Origin of the sequence: Acinetobacter sp. YH12098 (genome assembly GCF_013419235.1) — a bacterium.
GTDB lineage: Bacteria > Pseudomonadota > Gammaproteobacteria > Pseudomonadales > Moraxellaceae > Acinetobacter > Acinetobacter amyesii.
Genome location: NZ_VPAO01000045.1, coordinates 19,676 through 34,470, shown reverse-complemented (window position 1 = coordinate 34,470; position 14,795 = coordinate 19,676). Strand labels below are relative to the sequence as shown.

The window sequence follows — 14,795 nt, the reverse complement described above, 5'->3', positions numbered from 1 at the left end:
TTTATACCGATGGAGCTTATGACACCAAGCAATGCCGTCAGGTCATTGCAGATCGGCAAGCGCATGCGGTGATTCCACCTAGAAAAAATGCGAAACCATGGAAAGATACAAAGAGTAGCTCGCTAGAGCGAAATGAATTACTTCGAACAGTTAAACATTTAGGCAGGACATTATGGAAAAAATGGTCAGGCTATCATCGCCGCAGTTTGGTGGAAACCAAGATGCATTGCATCAAATTATTAGGCGATAAATTAATGGCAAGAAGCTTTCCTAGTCAGGTGAATGAGATCCATGCACGTGTAGCAGTCCTTAACAGATTTACGGAATTAGGTCGCCCACTTACCCAAGTTACGCCTTAAATTTGGATCAATTAGGGGCGCTTTGCATTTCAAATCTTTGTGCAACAAAGCCGTTTCTAAATCATACTTTGGCATTTTTTGAATCATCATTAAAATAATGAATGAATATTATATGGCATGTTGATTGCAAAAGAACCTGTAACGCAAATAAATATAGTTCAGGTGACGTGCATGGAAACTTCAGCGTCTGTTTTAAAAAAAATGTCTTTATGGCAAGTGGTGATCATTGGTGTCGCATATATGACGCCAATGGTTGTATTTGATACCTTTGGCATTGTCTCAGGTATTACCGATGGCCGTGTACCACTGGCCTATATTTTGGCTTTATTTGCCATGCTCCTCACTGCATTTAGTTATGCGCGCTTTAGTAAACATTCGGATAAATCGGGTTCTGCTTATACTTACACGGCAGAATCCTGTGGGCCTCAAACTGGATTTTTTGTCGGTTGGTGTTCTTTACTGGATTACATCATGTTGCCTTTGGTTAATGCGCTGTTGGCAGGCATTTATTTAGAAGCGGTCATTCCAAGCGTACCGTATTGGGCGTGGGTGATTTTATTTACCAGCTTGGTCACTTTAATCAACTGCTTTCGTATCAATATATTGGCCAACTTAAGCATGATCTTTGTTTGCGCACCTATATTGCTGATGGGCTTTTTTATTTATTTGGTCATTCAAGGGGTAGGGAGTGAGCAAGGTTATGCGCATGTCTTGACGCTCACACCGCTATTCAATGGTGATACGTCAATTTTGCCACTCATCGCAGGGGCTTCAATCCTGTGCTTTAGCTTCTTAGGTTTTGATGCAGTGACCACCATGTCACATGAAACTAAAGATCCGAAACGTACTATTCCGCGTGCGGTTATCCTCACCACGCTTACGGGCGGTGTGATTTTTATTACGGCATCCTGGTTTGTGCAATTGTATTTTCCAACCAATGTCCGTTTTAACAATCCAGATGAAGCGCTGCCTGAGATCGTCCTGTACGTGGGCGGGGCGCTATTCCAATCGGTATTTTTATGCGCCCAAATTATGAATACATTTGCCTCAGGGCTTGCCACGCATGCCAGCGCATCACGCCTGATTCATATTATGGGACGAGATGGCATTTTCCATAAAAGCACATTCGGTCAAGTCCATAGCAAGTTGGGCACGCCTTTATATGCAGTCTTGTTGATTGGTTTGATTTCCTTGGCAGCCATTCGTTTAGATTTAGCCACCGTGGTCAGCATGATTAGCTTTGGTGCCCTCATTGCCTTTACAGCTGTGAACTTCTCCGTGTTTATGAAGTTTTATGTACGTGATGGTCAACGTCATGGTCTTAAAAATATCTTTCTCAACCTGATTTTACCACTGCTTTCAGTGGCTACGCTGATGTGCCTTTGGGTGAATTTAGAACACAACGCCTTGGTTTGCGGTGGCATTTGGTTGGCAGTAGGCGTTGTATTGTTCGCTTATAAAAAGTTAAGAAAACAAAACATTGTGATTGGTAGTGCGTATTAAGTGGCTGAAGCCTCTATAACGATTAAATAGAATTGATAAATAGGAATGTAAATAAAATGAATACAAAGCCAAAATTTGTAAATGATGTTGAATATAAAAACAGTGTCAATGTGCAAAGCGGTAAAGAGTGGAATTGGGTCAATCCTGTGCGTGGCAGTTTTGATTTTCCAGCCAATTACTATGAAAGCTCATTAAGCGCATGGCAGGCTTTTGATGCCCTTGATGCAGATATTGAGTGTGATGTGGTGGTGATTGGTGGTGGCTTGTTGGGTGCGTCCACGGCACTGCATTTGGCAGAACAAGGTGTAGATACAGTATTGGTCGAAAAAAACCGTATTGGTAGTGCTGCATCGGGGCGTAATGGTGGGCAATTAACCCCAGGCCTGGCGCGTTGGGAAGCAGGGGAAATGATTGAGCACTTTAGTTATGAAGAGGCTAAACGCTTATGGCACTTCACTTCGACGGAGGCGATGTCTTTAATTGACCAAATTGCGCAGAACTATGATTTAGATCTACAACGCAAACATCAGCACATTACCGCAGCCGTACACCCAGGGCATTTGGTGGGTTTAACCGAAGGTGCAGATGCGCGTAAATATTTGGGTGAAGACCATACCCAGATTATGGGCAAGCACGAGTTGTTTGAGCATGTGAAATCGGAAAATTATTATGGCGGTTTACTCGATACCCTCGGCGGGCATATTCATCCTTTGGCTTTAAACCGTGGCCTTGCTTATGGTTTTAGTCAACAAGGTGGCAAAATTTATGAGCAAACCGAAGTGCTGTCGGTGGATGAGCGTGAAGATGGGATTTATGTGACGACTACTGGCGGTGTGATTAAAGCACGTAAGAGCGCCGTGATTGGGGTACATCATGCCTCATTTAAACTGCTGCAAAGCCATAATCAAACCACCATTCCATTTTATACTTATGTGTGTACCACAGCGCCCTTAGAGCTCGATCTTGCTGAAATTCTGCCGAGCGATGCACCTGTGTACGATACACAGTTCCAAATTGATTATTATCGCGGGGTATCTAAAAACCGTTTGCTGTTTGGCGGTGAAGGGACGGGTTCTTGCTGGACGCCTGAAAAAACCCATGATTATTTACTGAGCCGAATCAAGCATGTGTTCCCGCAATTGAAACAGGTTGAGCTGGATTTTGTTTGGAGTGGCACCACAGATTTAACCATGAATGGCGCAGCCGATAGCCGTAAGTCCGATGGGAAATATCCGATTTATGCCGTGCAAGGCTGGAGTGGTCATGGTGTGGCGCAAACCGTGCGTATAGGCAAAGCCATTGCCGATGATTTTTGTGGCAATGCCGATGATTTTAAAATGCTCACCAGTATTCAGCATCAGGACATTTTGTTTGGTCGCGCACTTGCACCGATGGTGATTCCAATGGCGAAAACCGCTTATGGGCTGGGGGCTATGGTCAATCCGGGCAAGATGGTGTCCTTCTAAATTTAAGCCTCCTTTATTTATGAAGGGTATCATGCAAAACAGCCCTCGTCATTGAGGGCTGTTTTGAGGGTTAAGATATTTCTTCTGTAGTTTTATCTATATTTTTCTTTAACCATTTCGGCCGCCATTCACTCACAATCACACCAAGAACTACACACAGTCCGCCAATGAGAGCGAGCGGTGTTAAGCGTTCACCGGCAAGCCGCCCAATGATCGCGGCCCAAACCGGTTCACCTGCATAGATGATTGCTGCCTGTGCAGGATCAACCATGCGCTGCGCCCAGTTCATCACCAGTTGAATTACGGCGCTGGCCAGACCTAATCCACAGAGTACAGCGATTAATGGCCATTCAAATTTTGGTAAAGTGGTTTCACCCACCAGTGGGGCAAAGCAAAAACAGAACAGAGAGGCAAATGCCAACTGTAGAACCGTCACTCTGCGCAGATTGACGCGGGGTGCAAAATAGCTGATCAAGATAATTTCAAAAGCAATGGCAATCGACCCGAGCAGCGTAATGATTTGCCCAAAATTGAGCTGAATAGCGCCAAAACCATTACCAGTTAAAAAAACCAAACCGACAAAAGCCAAACTTACACCTAGCCATGTCATCACATGTGGTTTATGCCGAAAACAGAGCCACATAAAAATCGGAACCAGCGGTACATACAGCGCAGTTAAAAAAGCCGATTCGCTGCTGCTGATACTTTGCAAGCCGACTGTTTGCGTCGCATAGCCGATCGCAATTACCGCGGCAATACTTGCGCCCGCAATGACATCGTATTGAGAAAAATGTCTAAGATATTTGAGCGATAACAGACTCACAGCCAGTGTAGCTGCGGCAAAACGTAGACCGACAAACAGCACTGGACTGCTAAAATTTAAACCGTATTGCACGGTGATAAAACTGGCGCCCCAAATCATGGTAATCAGGATGAGTGCGAGCTGCGGAAACTTGGCTTTCCAAGCAGATTGGACGGTTGACATGTGTATTTGATTGTTTGAAGAGGAGAAATAAAAAAAGAGGCCCGAAGACCTCTTTTCTGCTCGAGAAAATTACAAGCTTTGTTGATCAAGCAGTAATTGAGCTTCACGAAGGTTCAATGTGCCTTCATAAATTGCACGACCGGTAATCGCACCTAAAATACCCGGTTGGCCTTTTAAGTTACGCACGTCGTCAAGGTTGGTCACGCCACCAGATGCAATAACAGGTAAGCCAGAATACGTTGCAAGGTTAACGGTTTGTTCAACGTTCACACCTTGCATCATGCCATCACGTGCGATGTCGGTGTAGACGATGCTCGATACGCCGGCATCTGCAAAGCGTTTTGCCAAATCAGTCGCTTTCACGTCAGTGACATTTGCCCAACCATCCGTTGCCACCATGCCGTTCATGGCATCGATACCGACAATGATATGGCCTGCAAATTTTTTGCACGCTTCTTCAACAAATTCAGGCTCTTTTACCGCTTTTGTACCAATGATGACAAACGAGACGCCTGCATCAAGGTAGTGTTCAATGGTTTCAAGAGAGCGGATACCACCACCAATTTGAATTGGCAATTCAGGCTGTGCTTTAGCAATCGCTTCAACCACAGGCTTATGAATCGGTGTACCAGCGAAAGCACCGTTTAAATCTACCAAATGTAAGCGACGCGCGCCTTCATTTACCCAATGCTGTGCAGTTGCCACTGGATCGTCAGAAAATACGGTATCGTCTTCCATACGACCTTGTTTTAAACGGACACATTTGCCATCTTTCAGGTCAATTGCAGGGATGATCAGCATGCTTTCGCTCCTTGCTCAATCAAATTAAGAATGAATTTGTGCCTAATCTTATCAAATAAACGGCTATTCACTAAATGCTAATATCAGAATTGATGAATTAAAAAAGCCTGACATGTGTCAGGCCAGTGTAAATAGAGGATTGGATTTTATTCTTGGTCTAAAAAAATGCGCTGTGTATTCGCGTTTTTAGTCATTAAACATAAGCGGTTGTTTGTAATAAATCGCTGTTTACGGATTGAAGTAAGGTGCCGACATCGTACAAGCCTTGATTGAGAGCGGTGGTACTTTCACCGACCACTTGAACGAGATCACCGACCACAGGAAGTTCAGTGGCAATCGATGTAATCGGTGCAATGTCATCCAGTAAGGCATCTAAAGTGCCTGAAACATCTTGCACGACACCACCCACACTTGCTAAAGGATCGTTCAGGACGGATGTTAATAATTCGGTAGGATCAATACTGGCTACATAGTCGCCCGTTTCAGCCAACAAGCCAGTTAAATTACCCGTAGTTTCGCCTACTGCATTCAATAGCCCGCCAAGCAATGGCAGGTCAGAAAGTGCGTCTGTGATTGGTGCAGCAACACCACCTATATGATCAACCAAACCTGCAACTTCAGTCACAGTTTGACCGACCACACCAGTTACGCCATTGAGAGCGGTCTGTACACCGCCGAGAAGATCACCTGTCGCTAGTTGATCAGCTACAGCATGTAAGCCGTCACCTAAGGTGCCGACCAACTGATTTTCAACCGTGAGTACTTTTTCGATGGTCTCACCAATGAGCGGAAGCTCAGTCAGTGCATCCGTTAAGGGCGCTGTTAAGCTATTCACGGTCTCTAAAATGCTGTCTACTGTATCCAAAACAGTATTTAAAACCAGTCCAACCGCTTTACTGATCCCTTGTAAAGTCAGGCTGAGTACACCGCTGATTTTTCCTGTAAATAAGTTCAACATGTCAGGTTCTCCAAGTTTTTAAATTATGATGTGTTATGTATTTGGCAGATTTGTTTTAGCAAAAGGGGACTGATGAAAACAAATTATGAAAGTATAGAAAGAATGAGATAAATCATGTAATTCTGCTAGAAAATCTAGAGAGATCAAAACCTTAGTCGAATAAAAATATAAATGTGTATTAATGTAATTAAAATGAGTTAAATCAAAGATATAAATGTATTTAAAAGGTGCGATTTTATTTTTTTAGACTGTGCAGTGACTATTTTTAAGGCAATAAGGTACTGTTCAAATCTTTAGCGCAAATAAACTGTAAATTCTTTGGCACTCTTCAGCCGATCTTTGCACTTGGTCATGCCATAGATTGGGGCAATATCCAGTTACAGAGCGGTTACATCGCTGAATATAAATTAAATCATTAAAATAATTAAGGATTTATAAATTCATGTGCGGACGAATTCTTAGTTTGAGAGAAGTATTGGGAATGGTTTTGGGTAATAAGCCACGTTGTAATAATTCTTCAAAGACCAAAACAGGGGCATAGGCATCGGCAGCGGCATAACGAATTTGCTCCGGACTTATGCGCTTTTTGGCCCAATTGGAGGTGCTGACCGATTTAGATTTTGGAAAATTCACACGAAAAAGCAGTGCCATGGCATTTTTTAAACCGACGGGTTGGCTTAAGCCAAAAGAAGCAAAGCACTTGGAGAGTTCCAATACACTATTCAGTTCGATGCCTTTTTTACGAAATAAATGCGCATCATTTTTTAAGCCAAAACCCACTTTAATTTGATCACGATTACTCAAGATTGGTCTTAAAAAATCCCAAGTGCATTCGTTCATTTGAAACAACCACGCCTGTTGCGCCGTCGCAAGTTGGATTAAATGTGGACCGGTAGAGACCTCACCTTTACGAAAAGTCGGCTTAGATTCAGAGTCGAAACCGAATAAGGCAGTCGTCTGCAATTCATCGGCCCAGTGTTGGCATTGTTCTGCATTGTGAATGACATGGATCTGCTCTGGCACTAAATTTTGGAACAATGGAAAATCTTTAATCTGTTCTTTTGTTGGCAAAATAGGTGTCGGTAGAGCATCAGTCATTGTGATTCAATTCAAAGGCTTGTTGTTGCAGACTAGAGAGTTTAGGTCGGAAATGCAAATTCCGAGATGTGGCGTTGAGCATGAGCCATTGACTCATCTGCCTGTCATAGCGCGTTGCTATGACAGTGACGAGGGCACTTAAACACAGTGACCAAGAGGTTTAAAGACAGTGACTTAAAACAGAAAACGCGCAGTAAATAATACATTTACCAAGATCAGTAAGAATAAACCGATAAAGAGAAAGGCGAGGACCACTTCTCATGTTTTGGATGCACGTGGCTCGCCATATTGATTGGCATTTGCAGACCCAAGGATGAGCATCAGCGCAATGCACATAACGATATTGAGCAACGGAATCAACTCTAAGAGTGCAAACCAGCCTGAGAGATTAAAGTCATGCAGACGACGTACGGAAAAAATCATCAAAGGGATCAGCATTAAAACATTTAGGATAAATCCAATCACTTGCGTCATTGGATTTTCAGCGTGAGCTATTAGGGCATTGAGAGTATTGGGCATCATGCTGACGATCAGTAGCATCAATATGCTCAGCATGAGGCCATAGAAGACATTCCAACCGATAAAAGACATGCGATTAAAACGACCGTCACGGTTCCAACCAGAGTTTATATTGGGTGAATTATTCATATTAAATGATCTTAAATTATCGTAAAAAGTATAGTTATCATTCATTTTTAACCGCAAAAATTGAGCTAAAACGACATAAAAATGTGAAAAAGTACAGGATTTGATCCTGAACATAAAAAGCGCGTTGATTATAAAGGTAAAGTACAAAAAAAGCCCACATGTGTGAGCTTGTTTGAGTAGATGTATTGCTGTTTAGAGCGATCTAGGCGGCATTTAATGATTTATCATTATTGTTGTTGAATCGTGGTTTGCTGAGAGCGGATCACATAGTTTTGGTAAGACGGAATCATGATCGCAGCAAGTATCCCGACTATAAACACCACGATATACAAAACAGCCAGCACTGTTTCCCAGCCTTTGGTCGGGCGTGGTTGTCCAAAGCTATTACTACCGCTATTACCCGGTGCAAATAACACATAGAGCGCAAATAATATATTCACTACAGGAACTAAGATCAGCAGTGCAAGCCATCCAGAATGGTCTCGGTCATGTAAACGACGGATTAAGAAAATGACGCTGTAATAAATGACGATGGCATACATGATAAAGAAAATAATCATGAGTGGCGTCGACATTGCACCCTCAGTCAACGCATTTTGCGCACCGGGTATGAGCAGGCCGACTACAACAGCAATTAGCGTAAAAATAATGCCGAGAAGTAGATTCCATGCAAGATATGCGCGCCGGCTAAAGCGGCCACTGGCTTGGGTCGGTGAGTCAGATGTGAATGTATTCATTATTATTCCTAGGCTTTGGTATTTTTATAAGTAGGCAAATTCTAAAATGAATATGTAGAAAATAAAAGGATGAAAAATAAACAGTACAAAAAAGCCCGCAAGGAGCGGGCTTTTTTGCGGTGAAGGAATTTTAAATATCCCATTCCACAAAGTTTTTCAGCAATTGCAGGCCGGCTGTATGACTTTTTTCTGGGTGAAATTGTGTCGCAAACAAGTTTTCCTTGTGAATTGCGGTACAAAATTCCAAACCATAGTCACAGGTAGCAGCGACAATGCTTGAGTCTTGCGGCTCTACATAGAAGCTATGTACGAAATAGAAACGTGCATCTTGCTCAATGTTTTTCCACATCGGATGGCTAGGGTCTGCCTGATGCACTTGGTTCCAGCCCATGTGCGGCACTTTTAATCCCTCTACATCAGGGAAGCGTTTAACCGAACCTTCAAAAATACCCAATGCATCTGCACCGCCATTTTCTTCGGAATGCTGCATTAGAGCTTGCATACCGACACAGATCGCAAGCACAGGTTTATTAAATGCCGCTTTACGGACCACTTCATCAATGCCTGCATCATGCATGCCTTGCATACAGTCACGCATTGCTCCCACACCGGGGAACACAATTTTATCTGCTTGTGCAATCAGCTTAGGATCATTGGTGACATCAACAGTTGCACCCACGTGTTCGAGGGCTTTTGCTGCTGAGTGAAGATTTCCCATGCCATAGTCAAGAAGGGCAATACGGGTCATTACAATGTTCCTTTGGTAGACGCAACAGTATTTTCGGCACGAGGGTCAACTTCACACGCCATACGTAATGCACGGGCAAAGGCTTTAAATACGCTTTCAATTTGGTGGTGGCTGTTTTTACCTTTTAGGTTGTCGATGTGCAGCGTCATTAACGCATGGTTCACAAAACCTTGGAAAAATTCAGAGAAAAGATCCACATCAAAAGTCCCGATGCGCGCGCGAGTGAATGGAATATCCATCCACAGACCCGGACGGCCAGATAAATCAACCACGACACGACTCAGTGATTCATCGAGCGGCGCATAGAAGTGACCGTAGCGACGTAAGCCTTTTTTATTGCCCAGTGCTTGAGCAAAGGCTTGGCCAAGTGTAATCCCACAGTCTTCTACGGTATGATGATCGTCAATTTCAAGATCGCCATCACAATGAATATCAATATCAAACAGACCATGTCGCTTGATTTGATCAATCATATGATCTAAAAATGGAACACCAGTGTTTAAAGTGCCTTGACCAGTACCATCAAGATTCACACGAACTCGAATTTTGGTTTCGTTGGTGTTTCTTACCACTTCACTGATACGATCTGTCATAGACACGTTCCTCAAATACGTCAAAATGATTGATGTAAAAATATTTTCGCTGTGACGAAAAGTCACCGCATATTAGATTGCTCAGGAGGGTTTATCAATGCCTATTACCGTACATGCCTATACTTCTTTGGAAAATGATGAAGTGCGCAGCCAGCTTGAGCGACTGTATGACACCAGCCCTGAGTTTAGCGACGGTTCCGATGCGATTGAACAACTTGAGCAGAACTTAGCTCAGTATACCTTAGTTTATACTGCAGAATTTAATACAAAATTGATTGGCGCGATTTGGTGTACAGGCCAAGGTGAAAGCAAAACCCTTGAATATATTGTGGTACACCCAGCAAATCGTGGGCGTGGTGTTGCAGAACGTCTAGTGAGTGAAGCGACACGTATGGAGGAAGAAAAAGGTGTAAAAACTTTCGAGCCAGGTTGTGGCGCGATTCATCGTTGTTTAGCACACATTGGTAAAATTGACGTAGTTGAGTAAAGTTCAATTTTTAAAAGACAGTCTCCGTGCTGTCTTTTTTTCGTCTGAATAATTAAATTGACTCAGACTTAAATGTAAATAAGACAAAAAGTAAGCGATTAGTGTGAAATATTGATTTAAAAATAAACATTTGAGAAAAAAGCCCATGCTTATGCTTGACGGCATCCAGCTTAAATTGTTTAATACGCCCCATCGGCGTGATAGCTCAGTAGGTAGAGCAACGGATTGAAAATCCGTGTGTCCCCAGTTCGATCCTGGGTCTCGCCACCATATTCAAAACTGATTTTTCAGTTTATCAATCCCTGATCCCATCAGGGATTTTTTTTGCCTAAAAAATATGCATACGAAAAATATTTTTATAAATATGATTGACTAATTAACTGAGATACGGCTTAATACACCGCATCGGCGTGATAGCTCAGTAGGTAGAGCAACGGATTGAAAATCCGTGTGTCCCCAGTTCGATCCTGGGTCTCGCCACCATATTCAAAAAAACCTCAAACGATTGTTTGAGGTTTTTTTTCGTCTGCTGTTTTTTAGTTGTTGATATTTCGCACAGTTTAACTGATACAATCGATGCCAGATGATGAGCCCAATTGCTATAAGAAAATTATTAAAAAATAAGGGTTAAGGTTATGAAAAAAATATTATTTCCTGTTTTGATCGGCATGATTGCCTTGCTGAGCGCATGTGGTGGCGGGGGCGGTAGTAATGTCGATTCTTCCTATTCTAAAACCATTATTCAAAATGGTGTGACCTATGAATGTAAAAGTGAAAATGCAGCAGCGCTTTGTGATAATGGCAATTGTTCTTCTTGTGAATCATCGCTCGATAAAATAATCACAGCATCATGCAGCACCAGTATTTCCGCAGGGCAAACAATTTTTGCCGTGACCAAAACGGGCTGTGTATCCAATATGAAATCGGGCAGCAGAATAACTGCAGCATGTGATAATGGTCTGCTTAAATTAAAAGTTGGATCTAACTTTAGCTTAAATTAGGTGATTAACACGGGTACGACGATGAGCTCTGGTGAATATATTGTCGGCACAGAAGTGCTCCGCTGTAGGCTTTAATCAAATGAACATAGATTCGTGGAGTGACAGTTGAAGCGACTTCAATATCCGATGCTTGGACTGCTTTGTTTTGCACTGGGCTATATTGCGGCATCGTGGAATGACCAACCAAGCTTGACGTCGTCGCCACCTGAACACTCGCTTGTAACTTTGGCGACGAGTAATCCTGTGGCACTCTTGGCTTTAGATCAAGATGCCTCGGATCAACCTCATTCTAAAGATATACGGCAACAACGCAAAAGCCAACATCGTCAGCTACAGAGCATTATTCAGCAGACTTCAGATCAACAATTGGGGCGATATTTACAGCAGGCATTTCCCAATTACAGTTTTGCAGGGATTCAAAATAAGCAACAATTTGCGCAGCAGATGTTAGACGAATTTCTACAAGCCAAAAATGATCCGCATCAGCGATTGGCAGGGCAAGCGTATGTGACAGATCAATCACAGACAGATGTAGATCAAGTTTTACCTCGTGAAATCTATGTCACACAGCCGTTGTATGCACATTTTGATACCATGGGTAAAGTTCCAAACAATATGCAAGTCATGGTGCGTTTGACGCATCGTGATAGCGGTGAAGTGCTGCTCTTTACACCACGCAAAGTTAGTGAGCAACAGCAACAAAACTGGGTGAGTTTCTATCCTATGACTGGATGGAAAACTGGTCATTATGATGTGAAATATTATCAAATGAATGATCAATTAAGCCCGATTGCGCAGACCAGTTTTTATATACAGCATGTGATTGAGTAAATATTTTGAAGCTCAAATTTTATCGCTGAAGCTATGACTTAAGTGCTAGTTCCTACCCCTAAAATTCGATTAAACTGATAAAAAATAACCAATGAATTTCTACAATGAAAGACCTTTTCTCTACAGGGAGTGTGCTGTATCAACAAGCACGTCCAAGTTATTCTGCTGAAGTCGTTGATAGCATTTTGCAGCATGTTGCCGTGCGTGAATTGGCATGGGACTGTGGTGCAGGTTCAGGTCAATTTACCAAAGGTTTGGCGCCCTATTTTCAACAGATTTTAGCGACAGATCTGAGTGCAGAGCAATTGGCACAAGCACCCAATTTAGACAATGTGCGTTATGAGCAAGCCAGCGCCGAACATTGTCCGCTTGCAGACCATTCAGCGGATTTAATTACAGTCGCGCAAGCGATTCATTGGTTTGATTTTACTGCCTTTTATGCAGAAGTACGACGCGTATTAAAACATCAAGGTCACATCGCCATTGTGGGCTATGGTCTAATCCAATTTGAACACGCGGAATTAAGCCAACTCTTACAGGATCTGTATTTTGTCACGTTAAAAGGCTATTGGGATGCTGAACGTCGTTACATCGACGAAGAATATCGTAGTATTCCGTTTCCATTTCAGGAGTTAGCAGTCCCTCAGCTGTTTTTAAATTACAGGTGGAGTGCACAGCAAATTTTGGACTATTTGCAAACGTGGTCTGGGCTTAAACACTATCAACAGCGGCATCCGACACTTCAGCCGTGTGCAGCTTTGCAGGATTTCTTTAGCCGACATCCGCAGCAAGAGTTTGCTTTGTCATTTCCTGTACTGTTAAGAATCGGGACCGTATAAAAGAGAAAAAGCAGCGGCAATGCAGATAGGTAAAGGATGATATCTCAAGTCTAGAATGAGCAACGTGAGGTTTAAATAAGCTGTGCTCTCTTGCCGTTTGTCGGGGTTAAATCTGGTAAATTGATTAATTGTTGTACAATAATAGCAGTGTAAATTTTTTCAATTTTCTATTTTTAAATCTCTCGGAATGAACATGATGAATCTCCCTAAATCTGTTTCCGTTTTGGTTTTTGTTAGTGCAGCAATGACGGCTATGAGTACATTGGCTGCGGAAAAAGCCACTACAAAAGCTGATGAAACCGAACAACAAGCTATTCAGATGCCTGCTTTAACCATTATGGCAGAGCGTGAAATGCGTGCAGAGACGGGCATTGTTGAGTATCAAGAGCAGGTGGATCGCCGTAAAGCCTTACAGCAACGGGTGATGCAACTTGAGCGTGATACTCAAAACAAAGGTGTCGATGCAACAATCGTGTCAAATATTGATATCTTACCTGCCACAGCAGTGCCAGATATGTCGAATTTATCGCCTTTGATGCAACAGCATGTTTTAAATATTGCCGCAGGTTTGCAGTCTTCTGACCCACGCAATGGTTTATATATTATGTTGCAACCCTTTGGGATTGACCGTAATGCGACCAATGTGCAAATCAGTCGTGAGCAAATCAATCTCGGAAACATCGACCGTCAGTTAAATACCAATCCGATTAAGACCCCATAATCGAATACATCTCTACAGTACATTGAAGGCGAAAATTCATGTTTTATCCATGAATTTTCGTTTTGATGGCATGCGCAATTTAAGTCTATTTACATTGATGTTTTCAAATAGCCTTCTTAAAAAGCATGGCTATTTTATCGTCAATCTTCAAACTTTTGGTTAAACTGAATAAAAGGGCATTCGGAGCTCATTATGCCGCGTATCTTTGTTGTCTTGGCCAGTGCTACGGTATTGGTCTTTGGATGGATGTTTTATCAATATTCAGTACAGCAAAAAGAAGCTGTGCAACTCTCGACCTATGAAACGGTTTTGCGCGAAAAAACCGAGCAAATTTTTCAGCAAGCTCAGCACTGGGAAGAGCCGATACAACTCAATGTGACAGATGCACGGCTAACGGGTGATTATAAAATCATGTCGGATTTTATTTTGAGCCAAATGCTGCAGCGTGCAGAAGCGCGGAATCAATATATTCGTGATCTTAAAGCACTGAATTGGGATAAATTTCTCGACATCGATCGCTTATTGCAGGATAAAAAAAACCAGTATCAAGAGACTGAGCAAATGCTGCAGCAGGTGCATGCAGTGGTCGATGCTTATGAGCAAAAAACCACACAGCAAGAGGAAAATGGTTTAGCTCAGGCCAAACAGTTGGCAGTCAAACAGGTGTTTCGTCAGCAAATTGCCCAGAGTTTAAGAGACAGTCGTGATAGTGATGAGTCGCATGCTTTATTTGAGTTAGAAAAGCAAAGCTTGGCGAAGGCTGATGAGATCTTTGCTGTGCTGAAAGCCAATAAATGGGAAAAGAAAAATAAATTATTTATGTTCTATGAAGATGCGCCTTTAAAGCAGTTTAATCAGCTTTATACAGAGATGTTAGCGCTCAATGCGCAAATGGATGAGATCCGCCAAAAGAACCGTTCAGAGTTGAAACAAAAGCTTTAACTGACTGTCATCTCTCTTTCAAAATTGCGCGATAAAGTGGCTTATAGCAAGGTTTTACATCATATAGAGGTCCATGCT

Annotated in this window: 17 protein-coding genes and 2 tRNA genes; 11 read left to right on the top strand and 8 right to left on the bottom strand. The window is 42.5% G+C overall.

Translation table 11 applies throughout. The features are described 5' to 3' along the window. The 3 genes from FTU38_RS14000 to FTU38_RS13990 all read left to right on the top strand — a co-directional run. Positions 1-359 (top strand): IS5 family transposase (locus FTU38_RS14000; RefSeq protein WP_218954726.1); only part of this gene is annotated, 359 nt, incomplete at its 5' end. 171 nt (positions 360-530) lie between these two features. After that, positions 531-1,862, top strand: coding sequence for an APC family permease (locus FTU38_RS13995; protein ID WP_168378992.1), 1,332 nt, complete (start codon positions 531-533; stop codon positions 1,860-1,862). Positions 1,863-1,918: 56 nt separating this feature from the next. Then, a complete protein-coding gene (locus FTU38_RS13990) occupies positions 1,919-3,328 on the top strand; it encodes an FAD-binding oxidoreductase (RefSeq protein WP_180108829.1) in 1,410 nt (469 codons plus the stop codon). Positions 3,329-3,398: 70 nt separating this feature from the next. Here FTU38_RS13990 and FTU38_RS13985 read toward each other — a convergent pair whose 3' ends face one another. From FTU38_RS13985 to hisB, 8 genes are all read right to left on the bottom strand, one after another. After that, positions 3,399-4,313, bottom strand: coding sequence for a DMT family transporter (locus FTU38_RS13985; RefSeq protein WP_180111614.1), 915 nt, complete (start codon positions 4,311-4,313; stop codon positions 3,399-3,401). Between the two features lie 69 nt (positions 4,314-4,382). Continuing rightward, positions 4,383-5,114 (bottom strand): 1-(5-phosphoribosyl)-5-[(5-phosphoribosylamino)methylideneamino]imidazole-4-carboxamide isomerase, encoded by a 732-nt coding sequence (hisA, locus tag FTU38_RS13980; RefSeq protein ID WP_078190493.1) that lies wholly within the window; start codon positions 5,112-5,114, stop codon positions 4,383-4,385. A gap of 193 nt (positions 5,115-5,307) precedes the next feature. Beyond that, positions 5,308-6,072 carry a hypothetical protein gene (locus FTU38_RS13975; protein WP_180111613.1) on the bottom strand — a complete coding sequence of 255 codons (765 nt, stop codon included), beginning with the start codon at positions 6,070-6,072 and terminating at the stop codon, positions 5,308-5,310. Between the two features lie 432 nt (positions 6,073-6,504). Beyond that, on the bottom strand, positions 6,505-7,170 hold the full coding sequence (locus tag FTU38_RS13970; RefSeq protein WP_180111611.1) for a 3'-5' exonuclease: 666 nt from the start codon (positions 7,168-7,170) through the stop codon (positions 6,505-6,507). Between the two features lie 258 nt (positions 7,171-7,428). Beyond that, positions 7,429-7,818 carry a DUF805 domain-containing protein gene (locus FTU38_RS13965; RefSeq protein WP_180111609.1) on the bottom strand — a complete coding sequence of 130 codons (390 nt, stop codon included), beginning with the start codon at positions 7,816-7,818 and terminating at the stop codon, positions 7,429-7,431. Between the two features lie 227 nt (positions 7,819-8,045). Beyond that, positions 8,046-8,555, bottom strand: coding sequence for a DUF805 domain-containing protein (locus tag FTU38_RS13960; protein WP_180009276.1), 510 nt, complete (start codon positions 8,553-8,555; stop codon positions 8,046-8,048). A 130-nt stretch (positions 8,556-8,685) separates the two neighbouring features. Continuing rightward, the gene (gene hisH / locus FTU38_RS13955) at positions 8,686-9,303 is read right to left on the bottom strand and encodes an imidazole glycerol phosphate synthase subunit HisH (RefSeq protein ID WP_078193147.1); all 618 of its coding nucleotides are present in this window, start codon (positions 9,301-9,303) and stop codon (positions 8,686-8,688) included. Further along, positions 9,303-9,896: an imidazoleglycerol-phosphate dehydratase HisB gene (gene hisB, locus FTU38_RS13950; protein WP_078190487.1), complete on the bottom strand. Its 594-nt coding sequence runs from the start codon at positions 9,894-9,896 to the stop codon at positions 9,303-9,305. The genes hisH and hisB overlap by 1 nt, the downstream gene beginning before the upstream one ends. A gap of 97 nt (positions 9,897-9,993) precedes the next feature. On the opposite strand from hisB, the gene FTU38_RS13945 reads away from it, so the two are divergent. The 8 genes from FTU38_RS13945 to FTU38_RS13910 all read left to right on the top strand — a co-directional run bounded on the left by FTU38_RS13945 (position 9,994) and on the right by FTU38_RS13910 (position 14,717). Beyond that, on the top strand, positions 9,994-10,383 hold the full coding sequence (locus FTU38_RS13945) for a GNAT family N-acetyltransferase (RefSeq protein WP_078193146.1): 390 nt from the start codon (positions 9,994-9,996) through the stop codon (positions 10,381-10,383). A 194-nt stretch (positions 10,384-10,577) separates the two neighbouring features. Continuing rightward, positions 10,578-10,653 (top strand) — tRNA-Phe (locus FTU38_RS13940). A gap of 137 nt (positions 10,654-10,790) precedes the next feature. Further along, positions 10,791-10,866: transfer RNA gene (locus FTU38_RS13935), tRNA-Phe, on the top strand. 152 nt (positions 10,867-11,018) lie between these two features. Then, a complete protein-coding gene (locus FTU38_RS13930; RefSeq protein ID WP_180111607.1) occupies positions 11,019-11,384 on the top strand; it encodes a hypothetical protein in 366 nt (121 codons plus the stop codon). 105 nt (positions 11,385-11,489) lie between these two features. Further along, positions 11,490-12,215 (top strand): hypothetical protein, encoded by a 726-nt coding sequence (locus FTU38_RS13925; RefSeq protein WP_257225728.1) that lies wholly within the window; start codon positions 11,490-11,492, stop codon positions 12,213-12,215. A gap of 104 nt (positions 12,216-12,319) precedes the next feature. Beyond that, positions 12,320-13,054, top strand: a complete 735-nt coding sequence (locus tag FTU38_RS13920) for a class I SAM-dependent methyltransferase (RefSeq protein WP_180111605.1) — start codon at positions 12,320-12,322, stop codon at positions 13,052-13,054. Positions 13,055-13,247: 193 nt separating this feature from the next. Beyond that, positions 13,248-13,775, top strand: a complete 528-nt coding sequence (locus FTU38_RS13915; protein ID WP_373683023.1) for a hypothetical protein — start codon at positions 13,248-13,250, stop codon at positions 13,773-13,775. 192 nt (positions 13,776-13,967) lie between these two features. After that, positions 13,968-14,717, top strand: coding sequence for a hypothetical protein (locus FTU38_RS13910; protein WP_078190481.1), 750 nt, complete (start codon positions 13,968-13,970; stop codon positions 14,715-14,717). Positions 14,718-14,795: the final 78 nt, after the last annotated feature.